Origin of the sequence: Maribacter sp. 1_MG-2023 (genome assembly GCF_030547005.1) — a bacterium.
In the GTDB taxonomy this organism is placed as follows: Bacteria; Bacteroidota; Bacteroidia; order Flavobacteriales; family Flavobacteriaceae; genus Maribacter.
Genome location: NZ_JAUOPN010000007.1, coordinates 182,886 through 206,452 on the forward strand (window position 1 = coordinate 182,886; position 23,567 = coordinate 206,452).

Below are 23,567 nucleotides of genomic sequence, written 5' to 3' on the forward strand. Positions count from 1 at the left end.
ACTAAAACAATTATATGAGAACTTCGCTAATTTTAATCGCTACTTTCATAGTTTTATTGGGTTGTAAATCCTCTAAAACAGCAATTGATGACACACATCCTATTCATAGTTTGGTGGCGTCTAAGAATATAGAATTCATTGCAAAGTCCGCTAGTCCGACAGTAACAAGAGGTGTAAATGCTGCTGCTAATAGGGGACTCCTACCTCCTGGAAGCAACGTTTCGCGAATAGACTTAAATGGTACAAGTAATTATTTGAAGATATTTGGCGATAGTGTTTCTGCTAATTTACCTTTTTATGGGGAACGCCAATTTGGAGGTGGTTATGGATCAGCTACTGGAGTTGAGTTTAATGGTGTTGCTGATAACTACAAACAAGACTTTAATAATGATAAGCAAAAGTATAGTATTAGCTTTCAAGTGTCTGATAAGTCGGATAGCTACTCCATTCTTATGGAAATTTTCCCAAACAATTCTAGTAGCGTTTCGGTAAATATGAGCAATAGAAGTAGAATACAATACAATGGTACAATTAAAGCAATAGAAGAAGATAAATAGAAAATTCGTTCTATTATATCCAATTTTTTAGATGTTATTTTTCTTTCAACGAGCTGTTTAACTGTGTTTTTTAACTAATAATGTTAAGAAGAGCCCAAAAACGGAAGGTTTTGTCATAATCTTCGTTATTCCCTATTAAGAATAATACCTTTGCACCTCAATTAAGTTAAATAGTAGAATTTAATAGTATGAGTAAAGTAAAAGCAGATAGTCAGGTAAAAGTACATTACACAGGTAAACTAAGTAACGGTCAAACATTTGATAGTTCAGAAGGTAGAGAGCCATTAGATGTAAAATTAGGGCAAGGTAGCTTAATACCAGGTTTTGAAAAAGGATTGCTTGATATGGAGGTTAATGATAAGAAAACTATCGTAATCGCTAAAGAAGATGCATACGGTGAAAAGCAAAAAGAGCTTTTTCAAACTGTTCAAAAATCAGATTTACCACAAGATATGGAGCCAAAAGTAGATATGGCACTTATGGCAACAAATGCAGATGGTAGCGAAAGACAATTACGTGTTGCAGAAGTAAACGAAAATGATATCGTTGTAGATGCAAATCACCCATTAGCTGGTGAAGATTTAACCTTCGAATTAGAATTGGTTGAAGTACAATAATACGTATCGTATATTATAAGAAAAACCGCCTAATAGGCGGTTTTTTTTGTTTCTAAGCATATCGGTTTCATAGTCCTAAATAGTATATTTGAATATGCATTTAAGAATAGTATGTTTTTTAGTTTTAGGGGTTGTATTGGTTAGCTGTAAAGAAGAAAAAACCAAGATCGTTGAACCCGAAGCAATAGAAGTTGTAGTCGAAAAGGTCTCCACTTCAACCTATGAAGATTTAGAAGGTAATCCTATAGAATTAAGCGATTACAAGGGTAAACGAGTGTTATTGAATTATTGGGCAACCTGGTGCAGACCTTGCATTGAAGAAATGCCAGATATGGAGAAAGCGCAGACTATTCTTGAAAAAGATAATTATGTATTTCTATTTGCATCTGATCAGTCCATAGATAAGATAAACAAGTTTAAAGAAGCACGCGGATTTCAATTAGATTTTATAAAATTCAACGGAATCTATGCAGAAGAAAATGTGAGTGCCTTGCCGGCAACTTTTATATATAATGAAGTAGGGGGGCAGGTGCTGCGTTTTGATGGCGGATTGAAATGGGATAGTCCTGAAATGATAGAAAAACTTAGAGCAGTACAGTAATGCGTAACCTAACGAATACCTTTTTTCTTTTATTAGCATTCAGTTTGATACTAAGTTGTAAAGAAGAACCTAAAAATATACAACCAAAAGCTTCAGTAAGTACGATTTTAGAAATGATTTCTCCTGCTGGTAATACTAGTGCTTTGCCACACTTAATGTCGAATAAAGACGTTGCCTTGCTTTCATGGGTAGAAATTTCTAATGATACTGTTGCGACCATGCGTTATTCAGAATTAATCGATGGGGAGTGGCGAGAAGCGCAAAATATATGTAGCGGCACAGATTGGTTCGTGAACTGGGCAGATTACCCTATGATTACTGAAAACAATGGTAATTTATGGTCTCACGTTTTAAAGAAATCCACAGAAGGTACGTATTCATATGATATAAAAATGAATGTAAAGCCAAAGGGAGCAACAGATTGGGAGACCGATTTAGACCTGCATACCGATGGCACACCCACCGAACATGGCTTTGTAAGCGTAGTACCTTATAATAACAATTTCTTCGTCAATTGGCTTGATGGTAGAAATACCGTAGAAAATAAAGCAGGAAAACGCGGAGCGATGACCTTACGTGGTGGATTAGTTTCTACTACAGGTGAATTGTTAGAAGAATATGAATTGGATAGCGGAACATGCGATTGCTGCCAAACGACTGCTACAATAACAGATAACGGTCCAATTGTGGTCTATCGTGATCGCTCAGACGATGAAATTCGTGATATTAGTATTGTGCGTCAGGTGAAAGGGGAGTGGACGGTACCTAAAGTAATACATGAAGATGATTGGCAGATAAAAGGGTGTCCGGTAAACGGACCAAAAGTAGATGCCTTGGGTAATAATTTGGTAGTAGCATGGTTTACGGGAGCTTCGAATAAACAAAAAGTACAAATCGCTTTTTCTACGGATGGTGGCGCCGAATTTGCAGAACCGATTTCCGTTGCAGAAGGTTCAATAATGGGTAGGGTAGATGTGCTTTGGATGGATGAAGATCAAGCCGTTGTAAGTTGGATGGAAGCCAATGACAAAACTGCATTATTTAATGCTATGATGGTACATAAAGACGGAACAACTTCTAAAAAACAATTGATTACGGTGATGGCAGACTCTCGTAAATCGGGATTTCCTCAAATGGAAATAGTGGAAGAAACCCTATATTTTGCTTGGACCGAGCAAGTTGGTGCAGTTACACAAGTGCGTACAGCAAAGATGTCTGTTGATGGTTTTTCGTTTAATTAACCGAAATCAATTCAATATCAAATACCAATACAGAACCACCAGGTATCCCATTATAATCAAAACTACCGTAGGCTAAGTGAGATGGCACTAACAGTACGCCGTTACCACCTTCGTTAAATAAGGGAATACCTTCTGTCCACCCTGCAATTACTTGATTAAGACCTATAGATAATCCTTCTACGCTTTGGTCAAAAACTTCACCATCAAGAAAATATCCTTTATAAGCAACGGTTACATTAGAAGACGCAGATGGTTTTGCACCATCGCCAGGGTTTTCTATAATATAATGTAAACCAGAAGCAGTAGTTTCCGATACTAGATCATTAGCGCTTAAATACACGTTTATTTCCTTTTCATTGATATCTGTATAATCAATAGGTTCAAGCGGAGTAGGACTGTTATCATCAGAAGATCCACAAGAAATCATAGTAGTTACTAGTAGAAGTATAGCAAAGTATTTCATTTTATATCTATTTTTTGGAATGTAGTTGTTTCTTAAGTAAGAGGTGTTGAATTGTAATGGTCTAAACCATTATAGAGAATAGTAGGGTAAAGCAGTTATGCAATAAAGGTGTTCACCGAAAAACGGACGCTGCAATTTTTGTACAGGTATTTTTGAAACTTTATAGCATGAGATTGCGAATCAAAAATAACGGCTTCGGTAATACTGTTCGCTAGAACAAGATGCCCAATAAGGTATTCTACGTAGTAGGTGTTGTTTTCAGAAAGAAGAACAAAATTTGGCTTTGTTGTCACACTATTTATTTTACGATACTAAAATAAAGCATTTATTTATGTGATCCTAATTTTTTTGAAATTCCTTGTAAAATGGTTGTTCTAGTAGGGTTAGGGTGGCAAGTATTTTATTCAATCTGCTACATGCATTAATTCATATGAAGATGGTACTAAAAAATAAAATTTATATAAATTTCAATTTTTGGCATCATAGTTGCATCTCATCTAGTAATTATTAATATCAAATTATATTACATTTATGAGTACAGGAACAGTAAAATTCTTCAACGATGCTAAAGGCTTCGGATTTATTACAGAAGAAGGTTCAAACGAAGAACATTTCGTTCACATTTCAGGATTAGTTGATGAGATTCGCGAAGGCGATGAAGTTGAATTCGAACTAACCCAAGGGAAAAAAGGATTAAACGCAGTTAACGTAAAAGTTATAGATTAAACTTCAGAAAGTCCGTCAGCAATGACGGACTTTCTTTTTTGGAGCATTATCCAAATGCGGCGTGTAGACAGCCGAGCCTATAAAATGTCTATAATCAACCTCGTGTATTCAAGGTCTTTACAATCTTGTAACACTTTGTTCAAAAATGAATTATACCATTATTAACTATAAATTTTAAACACAAATGTTAGAACAATTAAAGCAAATGGCAATTGAAAAATTGCAAGAAACAATGAGCGCGAATTCTTTAAATTCTGAAGCAACTAGCGGAGCTGCAGAAGAAGGAGCATCTTCACTTATCAACAGCCTTATGGAGAAAGTAGGTGCGGGAGATTTAAGTGCGGTAACAAGCTTATTTTCAAATGACGGTAATGCAACTGAAGACAGTGGTATTGTTGAAAACTTAAAAGGCAAACTAGCTGAAATACTAGAGAGCAAAGGTATGAATGCTGCAGATGCTCAGGCAGAAGCTAGTAATGTTGCACCAGGTCTAGTAGATAGCCTTAAAGAGAAGTTCGTATCGAACGAAGCTTCAGATTCCGCTTTCAGCTTAGAAAGTCTTAGCGGTTTAGTTGGTGGCGATGCCGGCAGCTTACTTGATAAGGCGAAAGGACTTTTCTAAAAGAAATTACTTTTCATATAGTACATATGAAACCGTTCAGCAATGAGCGGTTTTTTTATTTAAGAGCTATATATGGTTTTTTGTGTATTAGGTCTAATTTTTGAGGAAAATTCATTTTTTAACACAATCAATTGTAAAATGACACGTTAATTCAATAAAATAATTGGTTTATGAAAATTTCATTGAGTTCCCAAAAAGTAGCTGTTTTATCCGAATTGGAAAGAAAAAGAAAATCGGTCGAAGAATTGTTATTGAAGATGGAATCTTATTTATATGAACCGCAAACCCATAGTCGCTTTCAGAAAAAAGAAAGCTTAAAAGGTAACATAAGTCGTACTGCTGATAATACCGATGCATTGTTAGAAGTATTAAAAATGAACGATATTTCTATTATGGAAAGTATAGACGATATAGAGCGCCAAATAGAAGAATGTTACGCCCTAGAACTAGAAGTGGCAAAGTATGTGTTAAACAGATAAACAAACCGTATATATTTAGAAAAACCGCTCAGAAATGAGCGGTTTTTTTGTGTCTATAGTTTTTGAAAATAGATTGGTATTTAGATATTAAAAGCATTGAAGTATGTTAAAATTAGTGGGGTATTTAAAATTCTATTTTACATAATATAAATTATAGTACAAATGTATCGTTTAGTTAATAAGAGTGGTTTATCCATTTGATAGCTATAATGTAGTATTATGTAAAATATCCCAGAAGCATTCGTTTTAATAAGAATAATTGGAACTTGGGTCATTAAACTAATATGTCAAACTTCAATTAAAATCTAAACCGACATTATTTAAAATCTAAACTATTTTTCATAAAAATATTATTAAGTTATTGATATATAGTATTTTAGGTTTATTTGTTTTGTGAATTTTCTGTGAAAATGTGATTTTGAAATATAGATTTTAAATAAATTTGTGATTTTTTATTACTCTTAAAAGTAAAATTTTCTCAATACAATTAATATGTACTAAACCTGAAAATAATTTTCATGAAATAATTCCATGTTCAATTCGTCCAAGTTCATCTTTTACTAATTGGATACCTTCAAATGTCTTCAAAAAAGATTTTGGCTCTACATTGCCTAAGGTAATAGATTTAGAGTTTAACCATTTTTCAAAATTGGTATTATCTCCAAATACCTCATTTCCAAATTTATTTAGCTTTTGTATTTCAAAGTTTATATTATTCATATTCACTTAAAGTTAATGAATTGATCTTTAACAATTAATACACTAAAATAAATTGTATTAAACTAATTAAGTTTTAATAACTTCTTGCTTATAAAGTTCTTGAACAATTAAATTAAATGTGTCATTCTCAGTTAAAGAATTTCCTTCTATTGAACACGAGTGATAAGTCATTCTAGTAGCTTGATGTATCTCGAATTTTCTTTTTTCTGGTAAAGATTCAAACCAAATTTTTACTTTTTTTAAGTCTAATTTTGGTTGATTGTCCATAGTCCTTTCTTCAATTTAAATATTCAGAAATTAATTTGCCAACTGCTAATTAATAATGAGGAAAATATTGACTGTATGTAATATTCAAATCAAGAAGCACTTCCCTCCTACTAATTTAAAAAAAAATTACATTACCGGTATCTGTATTGAATATTTATAAAGTTTGAGATATCGTTTATCCTCTTGTGATAAAAGTTCATCTATAACTATGTCACTATTCTTGGAATTATTACTTGTATAAATGATAAGCGTATCTGTAAGCAAATTATCATTTTCAATTTTTAATTCTTTTCTAATGGATTTTAATCTGCCATAACCACTTACTTGTGCGGCGTCTTTATGAGAAATTTTACCTTCTTCATACCTGGGTTTATATTTGGCGTCAATAACAACTTTAAAATTACCACACTTAGAATTCAACAATATATCTGGTTCTAATGAATGAAACTTCTTATGATAGATTACTTCATTCCTTAATGGAAATACTTCTTTCAACTTTTTAAATAAATACAATTCAAAAAGCTTGGGCATATCTATCCAAAAAGGTGGCGTTTTATACTTGGTTTCACTTACTTGAGATATATTATAAGAGAATCGTTTTAAAATAATTTTAGAAATTTGAACAGCAGATTTATACTCTTTAAAAAAGGGGTTGTGTTTCAGATTAGTGACTTCCTTTAAGCTAATTTCAGAGGACACATTGGTAAAAGCGGGACTTATATAGTTAATAAGATATTTGACGCTTTCTGTAGATAAGGTTTTATGATTTGAAATTACAGCTTTAGCAAATTCTAGAGTTCTTTTTAAAAGTCTATTTTCAATAGAATTATAACCAAACTCCTGATATTTACAGTAGTTAAAATGCATTTTACTTTTTGTATGATTCTTTTTTACAGAAGCATTTACTAAAACTTTACCTTTTACCCTTGTATTTAAGTTCTGAGTAACATCGTAATACGATTTTTTAAGCCCTTTTTTTACAATCTGTTTTAAAATAGTTAAGAACTCTAAAATCAGCAAAGGACTCAGTATATCTTGTTGCTGTTCAATTTGGATTAAAGGTGCATTAAAGTCTATGGAATATAAATTATCTAAATGCTTTATGTTTTCGGTCTCTTTTAAAGCCTCAAAAAGCATTAATAAATAGTTTACCTCCGAGATATCATTATTTAACTTTGGCTTGATGTAAATTGGTAATTTGCCTTTTACAATCCAGTTTACACCTACTATGTAACTTGAATTTAATCTATAGACTTCATCTTCTTCATTAAACTGAATATCAAAACAAAGCTCATTGGTGTTTTTTGAACGCTGAAAGTGTTGTGAAAAGTTTTGTTGTTGCAACATTACCTTTTGCTCTTCACTTAATTCAAGTAAAGAGTTTTCATAATTATAACCGTAGTGCTCATTTACAACAATCATGTTATAAATTTTCAATTATAGGTAATGCACTAATTTTCAATAAACCGTCAGTAACATATTCTCTCAAAATAGGCTTAATCTCATAGTTTAAATTATAATTGAAATTATTTTCAGTATATATAAAATAGCTATGACCTAATTGAACGTCTTTCGCTTCAAACTCATCGGATAAGTGTTTAGATTTTTCATAATTATCATCTAAAAACAAGGATTTTACTTTTAAAAATACATCCTCTTTAAAAAATAATTCTGGATCCCCCTCTTTTCTATTTACGTTTAATTCGGTTTCAGTCAATATTTCTGGTAATACTTCTACAAATGCAAAACGTCGTCTAATAGCATAATCTATTTGACCTACACTCCTATCTGCAGTATTCATAGTACCAATAATAAAAAGATTAGGCGGCAGTGTTATTTTTCTATCTCCTTTAATTCCATACATGCTATCTACAGCTTCGCCCCTATACTCTAATGCGTAGATTAGTTCACCTAACACGCTAGATAAGTTTGCCCTGTTAATTTCATCTATGATTAAGACGTAGTTGTTTAAGGGGTCTTTTTGTATTTCATGATCATTGAAGGTTAAGTTTTCATCTTTTAGAAATTGTTGAAATAAATTTAGTACTCTCACAAAATAACTTGCGTGTTGTTTCGCAAGACCCGATAAATTTTCATTTCTCTTCAAATCTTGTCTTTCTACATTACCATCTAAAAATGCTTTTTTAATATCATTGAAAAGCATTCTATCCCCTCTTTGATTCCAACCAGCTGCTGGACTTTTATATCTGAAAGCATCTTCGTCTGTGTTAATTAAACCAACACTTTTTGTTAATCTATAGAAACCTTCATTATTTTCTATTTCTTCGTTAATCTTATCGACAAATAAGCTGAAGTATTCTTCCAACAATACCTCTTTAGAAAAGGTGGTTTCGTCTTTATAAAAATCATTATAATTTTTCAGAGCTTTGAAGGCATAATCTGCTAAAATTCTATTCTCTGTTTTGTACTCTATTTTCCCAGCCTCGTTGTTCTCTACAGTTATTCCTCTGACAAAATCTTCATATGTATAAGATGGATGGAATTGAATAATCTTATAATAATCTGCTATTTTCTTTTTTGCAACAATAGGTTGCTCAATATCCTTATTTTTATAGAGATGTTTAGCTATGGCTGCGTCATAAGAATCAAAGCCGTTTTTTTGTCCTCCAAGCCATAATTTTTCATTATAAGCTCTTTTAATACCAGCGTATGGAATATCATAAGTGCTTCCAGAATCAAGTGTAACGGTGCATCTATCGCTCTGTACATTTGAAATACCGTAACTTTTTCTACCTGATGAGCTAGGAATCTGTCTTACATTTTTAAGTTGCTCTCTGATGTAAGAATCTGATAAGAATAGAAATGAATCAGAATTTGTCTCATCTTTTACCTGACTATTATCTTTAGTTATTACTTCGGCAATTAATTTTGCCAATCTAGTCTTACCTGTTCCTGGAGGACCTTGAAGTATAATTTGCTTTTTATGATGAAGTAAATCTATATATTGTTTCATGCTTGAAGATGATTCATTAGTAGTGGAATTCTCGCCTATGCTATTTGGGTTCTTGAAATATTCGAAGGTCTGCCAGGGATAAGAAATTAAATCCATAAAATTTCGAGATGGATTATGTTCTTTATAAAAGCTATTTATAACATGACTATCCTTGAACCAATTGTTTTGATATTCAGGAAGCTCTTCTTCAATGTTATTATGGATGTAGTAAAAAAGTTCTTTAAGGCTATCATCCTTAACAATTGTGGATAAATTATTTGGTTGTAGCCCAGCAATTACCCTATACGTAGCAGCTCTTCTATCTTGTGCTGTAAAATTTCTAATGAAATTTTTAACTTGTTCGTATGTCTCCCATTGAGGTTCATCTTGGTTATCTGCAATAATTTTCAGCAAAGGACCTAGTTCTGCCCAATTATTTTTTATTTTAGATTGTTCCTCTTTTGTAAAATACCCTTGTTTTAAAGAAGATACACATTGATTATTCGATTTCTCAAAGAATTCAAAAAACACTTCAGAATCCCAATCTTCCCAATTCTCCTTGGTTGAAGCTTCTACTATAAATTTTGGAACATATTCTTTATAAGCGTTTACCCACTCACTCCAAACTTCAATCTTTTTTATTAATCCTATTAGTTTCATTTTTAATCGTATAGCTTTACTGGATTTTAATTTCTTTTATATTGCCTGCGCTAAATTTATATTACAAAAGGTATAAAGCATATACTCATTTCCAACAGCACATATAAATTCAAGGTAGGCTTTGTTTATTAATACTCCAGTCTTTCTTCTAGGATTTCCCAATTGATTTCTAAAGGCATTTACAATTACTCTTAAGGTGGTTATATTATTGCTTAATTTAATCTCAGGATGGTCTGGTAAATAATCCTCATGAAAGTCATCTTTCACTTGTTTATTGTGTGAGCTTAAGTAGCTGTTAAACCGTGTCTCAATTTTAAATACTGATTTCCATGTTTCCACTTTTTCAGCCTCAGTTAAATCTTGTTGCACTACATCAAGTTTATAATAACCGTAAGGATATTTTTCCTTTTCTTCATCAGAAAGAGAACCAACATCAGAAAAATTATTTACTGATAAAATTACTCCCTGATTTGATTCATATGGATAGAACGATTCTCTTCTAGTACCATCATCATTGTGAAGAACATCAGCAGTTCCTTTTACACCACCTTGGTTACATTTATCACACATAGGCACCAAATTGGAAAAATTTACAGCATATAATGGGTACTTAGATTTATACAACCAATGGTCATAATCATCTTTAGCTTCTCCATCTATTAGAGCATATTCATGCAAACCACAGAATGGACAAACACGTCCAGAATTATTTAAAGTTTTAAAAGTGGTATAATGATTTCTTAAAGTAGTTCCAAGTTTATCTTGAATGGTTTTATTCGTTGCTAGTGCTGTGCCATAAAAATGATCTTTAAGAACCGCTTTTAGTGCTGTATGCAGCTCTTCAGCATAATCTTGTGATAGAATTACAGGCTTTGTCTTTTCATTACAAAGACTTCTAATATCTAGACCTGCCTCAAAGGAATCAAATAAAGACTGACGATTAACTATGGTAAGTTTTTGGTATTCCGTATGCAAATCAATAAATCTATCCTCAAAGCTTTTGTTTCCTGCTTGAGCTCTGGAATTCGCCATAACATCTCGAAACCATTCAGGAAATAAATTTCTAGAATATGCACAAGCAGGAATTGAGTTTTTTAGAAATTCATAAACGACTTGATTTACCCTCTCCATGGGATGTGAAATATATTTTAAAGTATAAATCATTCTCCTTTATCTTTTTCAATAATTAGCTTATTCAATTTTTGAAGTATCATTGCTTTTTCATGAGAATCCCCGTACTTTGATAAAGCATCATTTAAATCATTTATGTTGTCAGATTTTAAATCTTCCAACATATCGTTCCAAGATAAGTCAGCAATCTGACGTTGCTTTCCGAAAAATTCATTGGTAAGATTGTTTACGGAAGTACCGTAAGTATTAATTAAAACTTCCTCCGGACCGTCTTTCTTTTCTGATTTTAACCAAACTACATTTCTCTTTTTAGAGTCTGAAATCATAAATGGTGAATGTGTGGTTATTACAATTTCTTGTTCACGATTGTTTTCCGTAGTGTTTGCTTTCATACACTCATTTATTAACCAAATAAACTTTGATTTCCATTCAGGATTAAAATGTGTTTCCGGTTCATCTAATAGAAATAAGCTACTTGTACTGTCTAAAAGAATAATGCTTCCTAAAATCTGTAATAACTGATGTTCACCATCCGATAAATGCTTGTAGTGTATAGGATTTTCGACACCTTCTTTTTTAAACGAAATATTGCCTAAATGAAAAAGCTGCTTTTCAATTTCATATTTAGGTATTAAATCAGAAAGGCTTTCATTTGTGCCTGCTTTTGCCGATTTAACTGTTTTTCCAATGTTTCTACTAATCTTTTCAATATTAAGTGTTTGAAAAAAATATAACGCCCTGAATAGATTATCTGCAGAATTGAATTTTTCTCTGAAGCCTTTTAACGAAGCATTATTCATTTTAAAATTGAACGACAGATTTAAAAAATGATATATTTTGTTAGTCCTCTTTGAAATTTCAAAAAAAGGATCAATATCCATAAAAGCCTTAATTGCTGTTATTAATTCATTTGGTGCATAACCTTCTAAGTTTTCTAATTCTTCAATTTCGTCTTTTAATAATCTTTTTAGGTTAGTATTGTCTTCGCGTTCTATGTAGCGAGCTTTTTGTCTATGAATCGTATTAATTTTTTTTAATGATAAATGAATAGAAAATTCATTCAATTCTTTTACCTCAATCTCTTTTTTTAATATATCTAAATTCTTTGTATCTCCTATTTGGGAGAGTTCTATATCAAATATAAAATTAGAAACAGTTATCAGCTTTGAAACATTGTAATCCAAGAATTGAAATCGATTCATTTCTAACTTTGATTCAACAGCCTTATTCTTTTTTCTTTTTAAATCTTCATAGTATTCGAAATTCAGTTTTACGAAAGGATTGCTAATCAATTCGTTTAAACCAGAAGAATAACCAATTATATGTTTTGGTAATACTTTACTTAAGCCGTAGTTGTAAAAATCCTTTATTTCAATTTCTTTATCATTGAATGATAGGTTCACTGTAGGAAGTTCATTAACTGGCTTAGAAACATGAATTAGTTGGTTTTGATCTAGGTCATTAAAAGTAAGGTCACCTAACTCATCCCAAGTGAAACCAGCACCTGCTAGAGTGAGTTTTGGGAGATAATAATCTAATTCAAACCCGAAAAGGGTTTTAAAATTATCTAAATCCTTCTTTGACGAACGATTAAAATTCTCGAGATAATAAAACATCTCTCCAACCACTTCTAAAGCATTCGATTTCCCTGATCCATTTAATCCAACAAAACAAATAGGCTCAATCTGCTCGTTTGCAATTAAAGAGCGATTAAAGTTAATTTCAAAACCAGCAGGCAAACCACGAAAGGTGGAAAGTAATTTTATTCGCTTTAGTTTCATTTGTTGTTCTTGAAAATTACTTGGTGAGTTGATCCGCTATATTCTGTTCTAATTTTTTCTTGGGATAAAAGTTCCTTTATAAAGCTTTTTACCAACGAAGTATTATAATCAATATCTTGTTTACCCAAAATCTCTTCAATTTGGGATATAGAAAATTCTTGATATTCAAACCGGCTTTTAATTATTTGCTCAAGTTTCTCTATAGTTATTGGCTCTGATGCTTTTTTGTTATTTACCTCTTCAGAGATTGTTGAAGGCCTTAATGATTCTTCAATTTGAGAAATGTCCACTTTACATAAGTCTAATTCTCCCTTGAAGGCTTTTTGACTGATACTGTCGTACGTGTACTGCAATTCTATCAGGCTTTTTTCAGACTTATTTTTTAGATCTTTAACATTAAGTATTATTTTTGCAAATCTATTTTGTAGCTCTAATGGAGGTAGCAAAATTTTCATTTTTGCTATCCGTTTAAGTCCAAGATCTTTATTCGCGACTCCTCGGGTTAATTTTTGAGATTGATAATACCCATAATTAGAGTTGAAGAAATACTCCAAATATATTGGATTGATATTATTGGCTGGTCTGATTGCTGCAATATGCACCCAAATACAGAAATCCCAATCAAAATCAACTAATTTGGCGTATCCTGTGGTTCCTCCTTTAGTTAATAAAACATCATTTTTTTGAGGTCTGAAACGTTTTGTTAGGTCATTATACGATTCTTCTGAGACGTATCTCATCTTTTCTAGGATTAGCTTTCCCGGACGTATATTCCGTGTTGACAAAATAGGGATGCCTTTATCACTATATTTTGGGGAAACGTGAGGCCCATCTTTTATTTCGATGCTAACATCTGAAATATTAACAACTTGGAAGTTTAAAATGTTAGAATGTATGCTTCCGAACATTTCATAAAAGGTAGAAGCCTCGTAGCTGTTCCATAAGTCTAATATTTGATTCTTTTTTTTAATTAAAGAATTACAATCATTTAGGGTTTTAACGATTTTCATTTGCTCCTCAATAGTGAGTAAAGGAAGTTTTATTTTACATAGGCTTTTATAAGAAAGAGTTTGTCTGACGGCTCCTTTTGTATTTGCCATTATTCTGATTAAGCCTAATGGGCTTTTCAAAAAGTATTTCAAGAATGGCGGGTACAAATTAGCTTTACATTCGAATACCACATATAAGGGACTAATTATAACTTCGTCATCAATACTTAGGTAATCTATGGACCCTACATTAATTCTTGATGGATTGTACGCAAACTGGTTATGTCTAACCAACTTGTAATTTGATAAGTCTTTACTAAATACTTGCTTATCAAAATATTCATCGGATCTAATAAAACCTTCAGAATTAGTAACAGAATAAACATTTTTATTAGACAGACTTTTGTTCCTGCCTTTAACCTCTTTTATTAACTCCGATAATAAAACCTCTTTCATAACACAACACTCTTTAGGTTTTCTATGTCTTTCTGAATCTCCCTTTCAAGCTTCTCGATTTTACTTATTGTTTCGCTCAATGGAGCGTATTTCGGTTCTATATAGCTTTCTTTTTTGTACCTAGAAAAGGACAGGTCATAATCCTCGGCTACAAGCTCTTCTTTTGATACAAGAAAGAAGTCTTGTTTTCTATTAGGGTCGTCTGATTTTAATTTGTAATTGGATATTATATTTTGCAAATCTCCAGAGTCTTTCAATTTGGTTCTCTTATCATCTAATGTATAGCCATCTGATTTTAAATCACAGAACCAAACTTTATCAGTTTCTCCTCCTTTTGTGAAAACTAATAGAGCAGTGCTAACTCCTGCATAGGGTTTGAAAACTCCACTAGGCATACTAATCACCGCTTTTAATTGGGAATTTTCAATCATTAACTTACGGGCATCTTGAAAGGCTTTACCAGCACTGAATAAAACACCTTGTGGGATAATAATACCAGCTGTTCCTCCCATTTTAAGCATGTTGTAGATACGTTCAATGAAAAGCAGTTCCGTTTTTGTTGTTTTTAGGTTTAACTCTTCATTTATATCTCCTTTATCAATACTGCCAGTAAAGGGAGGGTTTGCCAATACAATATCATATTCTGCAGTCTCATGATAACCTTTACTCAAAGTGTCTTTGTAATCTACTTTTGGGCTTTCAATGCCATGCATCATTAAGTTCATTAAACCCAAACGAACCATGGTCTGATCGATGTCATAACCTTGGAGGCTATCATCTAGAATTCCTTTAACATCTTTCGTTAAAAGGGCACTTCTACTGCTTCTAATAAATCCATCTTCATCAGGCTCTTTGTGAGCTTTATCCTTATCTAATTGAGTTACCATATACTGATATGCACCTAATAGGAATCCGCCTGTTCCACAAGCAGGATCAGCCACTTTTTGACCCAACTTTGGATTCACCAATTCCACCAATAATTTTATGATATGTCTAGGTGTTCGAAATTGTCCATTTTTACCAGCAGCGGCTATTTCACTCAATAACATTTCATATACATCACCTTGTATGTCTTGAAAATCTTGACCTTTTTCATTAGCATCTTTTTCCATCTCCTCATAGATCTCGTCTATGCTTTTTATAGCTTCTAGAAGTAGAGAAGGTTTTGGAATGATAAAAACAGCATTTGCCATATGCTTTGTAAAAGGAGAGTCTTCCTTGTCCAGTTGTTTTAAAAACGGAAAGACAAAACGCTGAATATGGTTAAGCATTTCATCTGATGGCATTCGCTTGAATTCACTCCATCTTAACTTTTGCTTATCAATACCGTTTTGTTTTTTCTCTTTATCTTCTGAAGTCAGATAAAAAGTGCCTGAAAACATAGATTTAAAATCATCACCAGTAAATTCAGCATTGGCTAATGATTCTAAGTCGTTTTCATCTAACTTTTTCATAAAAAGCAAATAGGTGATTTGCTCAATAGCAGTAAGTGGATTTGAAATCCCACCACTCCAGAACTTGTTCCAGAGGTCGTCTATTTTTGATTTTATTTGCGAATTGTTACTTAGTAAACTCATGCTATGCTGCGAATTTTTCTGTTAATGCTAATATTTCTTTTATCTCAGAAGGAGTGAATACACCACGAATTCCTTTTGGATGAATAATCGTAAATGGAGATGAGATTAAATCTCGTTTTTCAATTTCTCCTCTTTCAATAATGTAATCTTTTAATAAGTTCAAGAACTCAATCTGTCGGGTAGACAAATTGCTGTGTTCTTTAATAAATGCTTGAACCAGTCTGCTAACCTCTGCATCAAAACTTTCCAAAATTTCTATACCTAGAATATGCTTAATGAACTGAATAAATTTAGCCTTTTGATGGTTGTAAACTTTACGTAATAATTGCTCCGTGATATGTGGATCTTCTTCATGAAGCTCTTCTGCCAGTTGTTCCGCTTCACTATCAGTAACCTGTTCACCAGACTTAATCTTTTGAAGAATTGGATTCTTTTCGATTAACTCTGCAATTTTGGCTTCAACCATTTCACGATATTTTGAAATACTTACCGCTTCATTCTTTGGTCCAAATTCAACCATTTCTTTTGTTTGAATTACATCTTGCAAATTCAACTTTGAAGGTCCGTCAAGAGGTCCTTTTTGCTCTCTGTATTTAATTAAAGGAGACAAAGTTTCGGCTAACTCATCAAACCCTTCATCTAGAACCGTAGACCAGAAATTGTTTGTCAAAACCTTTTTGATGTATTTCTCATACTTTGCGACTATGTTTATGGACATAGGTAATTCACTAACCACAGTAATTATATTCTCTTTTAAAGTGTCGTATTTCTCTGTCTCTTCTGATAAATGTGCAAGGGATATTTCCAAAACATCTTTATTGAATCGCATGGATTTGAAATCCGATTGGGAAATGGTTCTGAAAAGTGGTTTTATGGTATGACTTAAAAACTCAATCTTTTCAGGTGTTAAATGATTCCAAAAAGCTTCATCTTCGACTTTTGCTAAATCTGGTTTTGAATCTTGAATAACAACCGATTTTTTGGGCAATTCTGAGATTTGAATTCTTAATTTTTCAATTTCCTTTTGAGCAATATCAGGTTCTTCCTTTTCAAGAGCTGTTTCAATTTTGTCAATTCTAATTCCAACAAAACGAACAGGTAAAGGGATTTGACCTTTAAGTTCTTTTCCTTTTGGATTTAGTTTGAAGTATTCAAAATTATCCCAGCAATCTAAGATTAGGAAAGCATCTTTTTCGGCACACCAAGGTTTCATCTTGGTTGGTTCGAGAAGTCTCGTTCCTCTTCCAATCATCTGCCAGAATTTGGTATAGGAATAAACTGGTTTTACAAAAACAAGATTTACCAATTCACGTACATCAATCCCTGTGTCGAGCATGTCTACACTTACAGCAACTCTTGGCATATCGTTATGTGTAAATTGATGAAGTAAACCACCTTTACCATAGACACGTGGATCGTCAGACACAATTACTTTTGCTAATTCTCCTGTATATTCAGGGTATAGTGAATCAAAAATCTTTTCAACTCTTCTTGCGTGAGCTTTTGTAGAACAGAAGAAAATTGTTTTACCAGGAAGCACTCCATTAGGATCTTTTATGGATTCTTCCATGAATTCTTTAACAATGGTAACGTTGGTTCCTTTGTTGATTACTGACTTTTCTAAATCTGTTCCTTCAAAATTTATTTCGGCAACTTCCTTTCCTTGAAGAATCAAGTTTTTCTGATCTTCTAGACTTATTGTTCGTTTACTAATTCCATCCTCTTGAAACTTAGTTTTAATCTTCATTACCTGAAAATCACATAGGTATGGAGGGATATTGTTTACAGCTTCCTCATAAGAATATGCGAAAGAAGGTAAGCCGTCTTCACATTCAAAAAGCTTGAATGTATTGTGGTCTATAACATCTGTAGGAGTTGCTGTTAGACCAAGTGTTGTTGTGTTAAAATAATCTAGAACTTCCTGATAAGTGTTGTAAATAGATCTATGACTTTCGTCAATTACGATTAAATCAAAAAAGTGAGGAGACAAAGAATATTCTTCATCCCTAATAATGTTTAGCATCGTAGGATAAGTAGATGTATAAATCCTTCTATCCTTAGCTATTTCTTTTTCTCCAACCTTTGGCCATCTAGGTTCATTTGGAAGAAATTCTTTAAAAGCTTCTAAAGCTTGGTTCCTTAATGCTATTCTGTCAACCAAGAATAGAACTCTCTCTGCCCATCCAGATCTCATAAGAGCATCTACCATAGCAATTGTAGTTCTTGTTTTTCCAGTTCCTGTTGCCATGACTAAAAGAAACTTCTGTCTCTTTTTTTCTATGCCTTCCATTACAGAACGGATAGCATGAATTTGATAATCACGCCCTGCTATGTCCGTGTTTATTAACTCTTGAGCTAAAGGTTTTCTATTTCTTCTGATATAGGAGTATCGTTCAAGATCGTCTCTTGTTGGAAAACCAATAACTTTTTTAGGTGGATAGTTTCCTAAATCCCAATAGTATATTTCATGTCCGTTAGTGTAAAAACAAAAAGGTAATTCACCACCAGATTCACTTTGAATATTTTGACAATACTGTTTCGCTTGTTCTCTTCCTATTTCAGCGTTCACAGAAGTTTTCTTTGCCTCAACTACCGCAAGAACTTTTCCATCTTTACCGTATAAAACATAATCTGAATATTGATATCCTTGATAAGGTGTTTGAGGTTCATTAACACCCTCAGGTAAACCAACATTTATATTGTATTCAATACCAACTTGCGTTTGGTCAGTAATATTCCACCCCGCTTGTTGAAGCTGCTTATCGATTAAGTCCTTTCTTGTTTTTGCCTCATTCATATCAATTCTTATTTGAGACAATTAAATCTTTAATATCCACATTTAAAATATCAGCAATTTCATTAAGTATTTCTAAGCTTGGTTGTCTCCTATTTTGAACATAAGAATTGACCATGTTATAGCTCTTGCTTAACTTTTCCGACAGCCAAACTTGCTTAATCCCTTTCTCTTCAAGTACCTCTTTAATGCGATTCATTATTTATAGGATTTTCAAAAATAAAAATAGCATTATTAACTGGTTATATATCATATTTTGAGATAAAAAGAAATCATCTTCATAGTATTCGAAACCGTTAACGAACATATAGTAATCTATTTTTAGAATCTCTATTAAACCAAGTAATCTTAAATACAGCCTAAGTGATAATCTTTTTTTCTAAATGAAACACAACAATTTCTATATAGTATTTCGAATGTATTGAAAACATTTCGAACAACTTTACGGATAACCGTAAAGTTGTTCGAAATGATACTCTTAAATTACTCTAATGTTTTCAAAACACTCAAGAATCTAAATTGCTTTTATGAAATATAAGAACGACCAAATTACTTATAGCGCCTCCGATTTATCTTCTCATAGCAGTTGTAAACACCTTACTCAGCTAAACAAGCAGCATGTTAGAGGAGAAATTTCAGATCCAGAAATATATACGAATCGTGTCCTTCAAATGTTACAAGAAAAAGGGCTTAATTTTGAAGAAGATTACCTGCTTGAGCTTAAGAACCAAGGAAAATCTGTTGTAGAAATTAGTGTTGATGATCTACATGCGGAGAAGCACACCATTGAAGCTATGCAAAAAGGTGTAGATGTAATTTATCAGGCAAGGTTAAAAGAAGATAGTAAATGGAGCGGCTGGGCTGATTTTTTAAAAAAGGTTGACAGACCCAGTACTCTTGGTAATTGGTCGTATGAAGTTTGGGATACCAAATTAGCGAACGAAACTAAAGTCGGTACAATACTGCAAATAGGTCTCTACTCTGAACGTGTAGCTAAAATACAAGGTCTGACCCCAGAGTATATGGGTGTAATCAAGCCTGAAGGAGAAGAGCGATATCGATATGATGAATATGCTGCATACATAAGATTGGTTAAACGAAACCTTGAAGATGCAATTCTAAAAGATGAAGTTACCTACCCTAACCCTGTAAGTCATTGCGATATTTGTAAATGGTGGAAAAATTGTAATACGGTTAGAAGAAAAGATGATCATTTGACTTTCGTTGCAGGATTAGGAACTTCCCAAGCAAAAGAATTAAAACTAAATGATGTTAATACCCTTGAAAAACTAGCCAATTTAAATCTGCCTGTACCTTTTAATCCCTCAAAAGGCGTAAAGGAAACTTATAACAAACTTCGAGAACAGGCACGTCTACAAAATACGAGTAGGCAAAATGGAAATGAACCCATCTACGAAACCTTAGATATTGAAGAAGGCAAAGGATTGAACAAATTGCCAAAACCCTCTGCAAATGATATTTACCTCGATTTTGAAGGAGATAGAATGGTTGAGCCAGATGGACTTGAGTATATGATTGGCTACGTATATAAAGATGAATATCATGCTCTTTGGGCTAAATATGAAAAAGAAGAGAAAGAGATTTTTGAGCAATTTATTGACTTTGCTTTCAAACAGAAACAAGAAGATCCTTCACTTCATATTTATCATTATGCACCTTACGAAGTCACTGCTTTTAAAAGATTAATGGGTAAGTATGCATCGCGCGAAACTGAGATTGATATCTTTTTAAGATCACACACATTTGTTGATCTCTATACTATTGTTCGTCAGTCAGTACGAGCAAGTGTAGAGAAGTACTCGATTAAAGATTTGGAAGTGTTTTTTGGTTATAAACGTAAGATGGATTTGCGACAGCTATCAAGTCATAAATCACAATTAGAACTTCTTTTACAAACAAATAACATTGATAAATTAACAGAGGAAACGAAAGATGCCGTTCAGCTTTACAACCAAGATGATTGCCAATCACTAACGCTACTTCAGATATGGTTGGAGAATATACGTATAGGTCTTATAGAAAAAGGTGAAGACATACCAAGACCAGAGGATGATGATGGAGCTGCGAGTGATAATGTTACTGCGCATCAAGAACGGATAGAACCTATTATGAATTCTTTACTTTACAGTATACCCACAATAAGAGCAGAACGAAATGAAATTGAGCAGGCTAGATATATACTGGCTCATATGCTAGATTGGTATCGCAGAGAAATGAAGTCATTTTGGTGGGAGTTTTTCCGTTTGAAAGAATTACCTGAAGACCAACTTTTAGAAGAGCGTAAAGCGATTTCATTTCTTGAATTTTCAGGCAATCGAAAGCCTGAAAAAAGAAGTGTCGTAGATGAATATAAGTTTCCGCCACAAGAATGTGATTTGCGTCAAGGTCAAGCCTTAGAGGACCAAGAAAATAATAAAATAGGTGCTATTCATGAGATTGATGTTGAAGCAGGTATACTCAGAATTAAAAAAGGTCCATCTAAAATTGATTTACCGCACCCAATGTCGGTCATCAGTTTGGAAAGCGTTAATTCTAGTGTAAAAGAAGAATCTATTATAAAACTTGCAGAATGGGTAGTTGATAATGGAATGGATTGCGATGATGAGACATACCGGGCAGCTAGGCAATTGCTGATGAATAGTCCTCAGAGCATAATTGAAGCTAGAACACATTTTGAAGAACTTATTGAAAAAACATATGATTTTGCATCTAAGCTAGACCATAGTTATCTGCCTGTTCAAGGTCCTCCAGGTACCGGCAAAAGTTTTACTGGAAGCCACCTTGTTGTTAGATTGATTAAAAATGGTAAGAAGATTGGTGTTACAGCTCTTAGTCACAAGGTCATCTCAAACTTGCTATCCAAAATATGGGATGCAGCTCAAGAGGAAGGTATCAGTATTAAAATGATGCAAAAAGTTAAAATGGATTCTGAAGAAAGTAGACCATGGACATTGGTCAAAGATGAAAGTCCTATCCAAAAAGCAATTGGCAATTTTGACGTTATAGCTGGAACATCTTTCATGTGGAGCAAACCAACTTATCAAAACAGTGTGGATTATCTTATTGTTGATGAAGCAGGTCAATTATCTTTGATTGATACATTAGCTGTTTCTCATAGCTGCTTCAATCTTGTTTTGTTAGGGGATCCACAACAGCTAAAACAGCCACAGCAAGGTGTGCATCCAGACGGTACAGAGGTATCTGCGCTTGAAAATGTATTACAGGGCGAAAAAACTATTTCTGATGATCAAGGAGTATTCTTGGCAGAAACCTGGCGCATGCATTCATCAATCAACACTTTCGTATCTGAACTCTTTTATGAGAGTAAATTAAAATCAAAAAAACATCTTGATGCACAGCAAATAATAGGCTCACGGTATGCCGGAGCGGGAATGTATCTTGAAGAAGTTGAACATGATGGAAATATTAATTCATCTTCGGAAGAGGTTGAGAAGGTAATCGAAATTGTATCACACCTGACAAACGGAGAAGTTACTTTTATTAATGAAAGGAATGAAGAAGCTATATTGAAATCGGCTGATATAAAAATAATTACACCTTATAATGCACAAGTTCAAGCTATTAAAAAACACCTACCAAATATGGAAGTTGGTACTGTAGATAAGTTTCAAGGTCAGGAAGCTCCAGTGATTATTTTTTCAGTTGCAACATCTAGCATGGAAGATGCCCCTCGTGGAATGGATTTTCTATTTAGCCCAAATCGATTTAATGTAGCAGTTTCTAGGGCTCGAACATGTTTTATTATGGTAGCGAACCCATCTATTTTTGAAGTTGAGTGTAAAAACCCATATCAAATAAAATTGGCAAATGCATTTTGTAGATTTAAAGAGCTTTCAAAGAAAACCATCCAAAAATAATTTAATACTTATAAAATTAGCCCCAAAGTTTTTCAAACCTACTACTAACTACTCTAGTGTAATGCGCAGTATGCTTAGGGTCTCTATGCCCTAAGTAATCTTGTATTAATCTTAAATCGTAGCCTTTGTTAGCCAAATAAAAACCGCAAGAATGCCTTAAAGTATGGGGGTGAACACTTGGTAAATCTGCCTTCTCCCCTACTGATGTTGTAATGTAATTTACAGCTTGTCTAGTTAATGGTAATCCTCGTTCATTTACAAACAACCAGGGTAGATTATCTTTTCTAGAGTTTAAATATCGTTTTATTGCTCTTAGTTCGTCACCTGAAATTGGATGCTCTACAGAAAGTCCGTTTTTCAACCTATTTATCCAAACTCTAGACTCCTTTAAATTTACATCTGATTTTTTCAAGTTTACAGCTTCACTTACTCTTAATCCATGTCGATAAATCATAAGTAACAAAATGTAATTCCTTTTTGGATATCGGGTCTTTTTTGAAGCTTGAAGAAGTAACCTCATTTCTGAGTCACTCAAATAGTCTTTGGTCCTTTCATGTGCATCGGCAGTTACATTTTTCATACTCTTTACATTTCGCCCGTTGGTAGATATTTTTTATTATTTGGTAATCCCAATGTAATATAAGCTTAAATTTCAAAACTCTTTACAAAATACAGATTTTGTAAAGAGTTTTTTCAATTACGGGCGTATATGCGAAAGTTTATTTCTTTTGTTGGTATATGGCTTAAATTAAGTTTTTTGGCAATTACTAAAAAAGCTAGATATAGAAATGTCAAAATATGTACATAAAATATCTAATGTGCTTACAGTAATATTGACCTTACTTGTTTCTATACGAGAGATATGTACGCCTGTGTCATTATATACATCTTCTTGAGTTAATCCTTTTTTCTCACGAAGAAGTTTCAATTGAGTTGAAATCTGTTGTAGTAGTTTATCGTTTCTAAAATGACCTCCCATATAGTTTGAAAAGTCTTAAGAATTTAGGATATTTATAATGACATATATGTCATTA

General features: G+C 32.9%; 21 protein-coding genes. 8 read left to right on the forward strand and 13 right to left on the reverse strand.

Translation table 11 applies throughout. The annotated features are described in order from the left end of the window. The first annotated feature begins 14 nt into the window (after positions 1-14). The 4 genes from Q4500_RS10335 to Q4500_RS10350 all read left to right on the forward strand — a co-directional run bounded on the left by Q4500_RS10335 (position 15) and on the right by Q4500_RS10350 (position 3,016). The gene (locus Q4500_RS10335; RefSeq protein WP_303599590.1) at positions 15-557 is read left to right on the forward strand and encodes a DUF4251 domain-containing protein; all 543 of its coding nucleotides are present in this window, start codon (positions 15-17) and stop codon (positions 555-557) included. Between the two features lie 188 nt (positions 558-745). Continuing rightward, positions 746-1,174 (forward strand): peptidylprolyl isomerase, encoded by a 429-nt coding sequence (locus tag Q4500_RS10340; protein WP_303599591.1) that lies wholly within the window; start codon positions 746-748, stop codon positions 1,172-1,174. Positions 1,175-1,268: 94 nt separating this feature from the next. Next, positions 1,269-1,775: a TlpA disulfide reductase family protein gene (locus tag Q4500_RS10345; RefSeq protein WP_303599592.1), complete on the forward strand. Its 507-nt coding sequence runs from the start codon at positions 1,269-1,271 to the stop codon at positions 1,773-1,775. Continuing rightward, positions 1,775-3,016 (forward strand): hypothetical protein, encoded by a 1,242-nt coding sequence (locus Q4500_RS10350; RefSeq protein WP_303599593.1) that lies wholly within the window; start codon positions 1,775-1,777, stop codon positions 3,014-3,016. Before Q4500_RS10345 ends, Q4500_RS10350 begins: the two co-directional genes overlap by 1 nt. Here Q4500_RS10350 and Q4500_RS10355 read toward each other — a convergent pair. After that, positions 3,009-3,479, reverse strand: coding sequence for an FKBP-type peptidyl-prolyl cis-trans isomerase (locus Q4500_RS10355; protein ID WP_303599594.1), 471 nt, complete (start codon positions 3,477-3,479; stop codon positions 3,009-3,011). The genes Q4500_RS10350 and Q4500_RS10355 overlap by 8 nt on opposite strands. A 531-nt stretch (positions 3,480-4,010) precedes the next feature. Between Q4500_RS10355 and Q4500_RS10360 the strand changes: the two genes are divergently transcribed. From Q4500_RS10360 to Q4500_RS10370, 3 genes are all read left to right on the forward strand, one after another. Next, a complete protein-coding gene (locus Q4500_RS10360; RefSeq protein WP_073244563.1) occupies positions 4,011-4,205 on the forward strand; it encodes a cold-shock protein in 195 nt (64 codons plus the stop codon). Between the two features lie 184 nt (positions 4,206-4,389). Next, positions 4,390-4,827, forward strand: coding sequence for a hypothetical protein (locus Q4500_RS10365; protein WP_303599595.1), 438 nt, complete (start codon positions 4,390-4,392; stop codon positions 4,825-4,827). A 170-nt stretch (positions 4,828-4,997) separates the two neighbouring features. Continuing rightward, the gene (locus Q4500_RS10370; protein ID WP_303599596.1) at positions 4,998-5,306 is read left to right on the forward strand and encodes a hypothetical protein; all 309 of its coding nucleotides are present in this window, start codon (positions 4,998-5,000) and stop codon (positions 5,304-5,306) included. Between the two features lie 516 nt (positions 5,307-5,822). Here the strand turns inward: Q4500_RS10370 and Q4500_RS10375 are convergent. The 10 genes from Q4500_RS10375 to Q4500_RS10420 all read right to left on the reverse strand — a co-directional run bounded on the left by Q4500_RS10375 (position 5,823) and on the right by Q4500_RS10420 (position 18,833). Beyond that, on the reverse strand, positions 5,823-6,026 hold the full coding sequence (locus tag Q4500_RS10375; RefSeq protein ID WP_303599597.1) for an MbcA/ParS/Xre antitoxin family protein: 204 nt from the start codon (positions 6,024-6,026) through the stop codon (positions 5,823-5,825). Between the two features lie 66 nt (positions 6,027-6,092). Then, complete coding sequence (locus Q4500_RS10380; RefSeq protein WP_303599598.1) at positions 6,093-6,293, reverse strand: hypothetical protein; 201 nt, start codon at positions 6,291-6,293, stop codon at positions 6,093-6,095. Between the two features lie 126 nt (positions 6,294-6,419). Then, the gene (locus Q4500_RS10385) at positions 6,420-7,715 is read right to left on the reverse strand and encodes a restriction endonuclease (protein ID WP_303599599.1); all 1,296 of its coding nucleotides are present in this window, start codon (positions 7,713-7,715) and stop codon (positions 6,420-6,422) included. A gap of 1 nt (position 7,716) precedes the next feature. Then, positions 7,717-9,906 (reverse strand): AAA family ATPase, encoded by a 2,190-nt coding sequence (locus tag Q4500_RS10390; protein ID WP_303599600.1) that lies wholly within the window; start codon positions 9,904-9,906, stop codon positions 7,717-7,719. Positions 9,907-9,942: 36 nt separating this feature from the next. Beyond that, a complete protein-coding gene (locus tag Q4500_RS10395) occupies positions 9,943-11,070 on the reverse strand; it encodes a hypothetical protein (protein WP_303599601.1) in 1,128 nt (375 codons plus the stop codon). Further along, positions 11,067-12,818 (reverse strand): restriction system-associated AAA family ATPase, encoded by a 1,752-nt coding sequence (locus Q4500_RS10400; RefSeq protein ID WP_303599602.1) that lies wholly within the window; start codon positions 12,816-12,818, stop codon positions 11,067-11,069. The genes Q4500_RS10395 and Q4500_RS10400 overlap by 4 nt, the downstream gene beginning before the upstream one ends. Beyond that, on the reverse strand, positions 12,815-14,263 hold the full coding sequence (locus Q4500_RS10405; protein WP_303599603.1) for a restriction endonuclease subunit S: 1,449 nt from the start codon (positions 14,261-14,263) through the stop codon (positions 12,815-12,817). Before Q4500_RS10405 ends, Q4500_RS10400 begins: the two co-directional genes overlap by 4 nt. Next, on the reverse strand, positions 14,260-15,840 hold the full coding sequence (locus Q4500_RS10410; protein ID WP_303599604.1) for a type I restriction-modification system subunit M: 1,581 nt from the start codon (positions 15,838-15,840) through the stop codon (positions 14,260-14,262). The genes Q4500_RS10405 and Q4500_RS10410 overlap by 4 nt, the downstream gene beginning before the upstream one ends. Before the next feature lies 1 nt (position 15,841). Then, entirely contained in the window at positions 15,842-18,637 is a 2,796-nt protein-coding gene (locus Q4500_RS10415) for a DEAD/DEAH box helicase family protein (protein ID WP_303599605.1), read from the reverse strand. Position 18,638: 1 nt separating this feature from the next. Beyond that, positions 18,639-18,833 (reverse strand): helix-turn-helix domain-containing protein, encoded by a 195-nt coding sequence (locus Q4500_RS10420; protein ID WP_109651623.1) that lies wholly within the window; start codon positions 18,831-18,833, stop codon positions 18,639-18,641. A gap of 328 nt (positions 18,834-19,161) precedes the next feature. Between Q4500_RS10420 and Q4500_RS10425 the strand changes: the two genes are divergently transcribed. Continuing rightward, on the forward strand, positions 19,162-22,533 hold the full coding sequence (locus tag Q4500_RS10425) for a TM0106 family RecB-like putative nuclease (RefSeq protein WP_303599606.1): 3,372 nt from the start codon (positions 19,162-19,164) through the stop codon (positions 22,531-22,533). 16 nt (positions 22,534-22,549) lie between these two features. On the opposite strand, the gene Q4500_RS10430 is transcribed toward Q4500_RS10425, so the two are convergent. Further along, positions 22,550-23,113: a tyrosine-type recombinase/integrase gene (locus Q4500_RS10430; protein WP_303599607.1), complete on the reverse strand. Its 564-nt coding sequence runs from the start codon at positions 23,111-23,113 to the stop codon at positions 22,550-22,552. 168 nt (positions 23,114-23,281) lie between these two features. Next, the gene (locus Q4500_RS10435) at positions 23,282-23,512 is read right to left on the reverse strand and encodes a helix-turn-helix domain-containing protein (RefSeq protein WP_303599608.1); all 231 of its coding nucleotides are present in this window, start codon (positions 23,510-23,512) and stop codon (positions 23,282-23,284) included. Positions 23,513-23,567 lie beyond the last annotated feature (55 nt).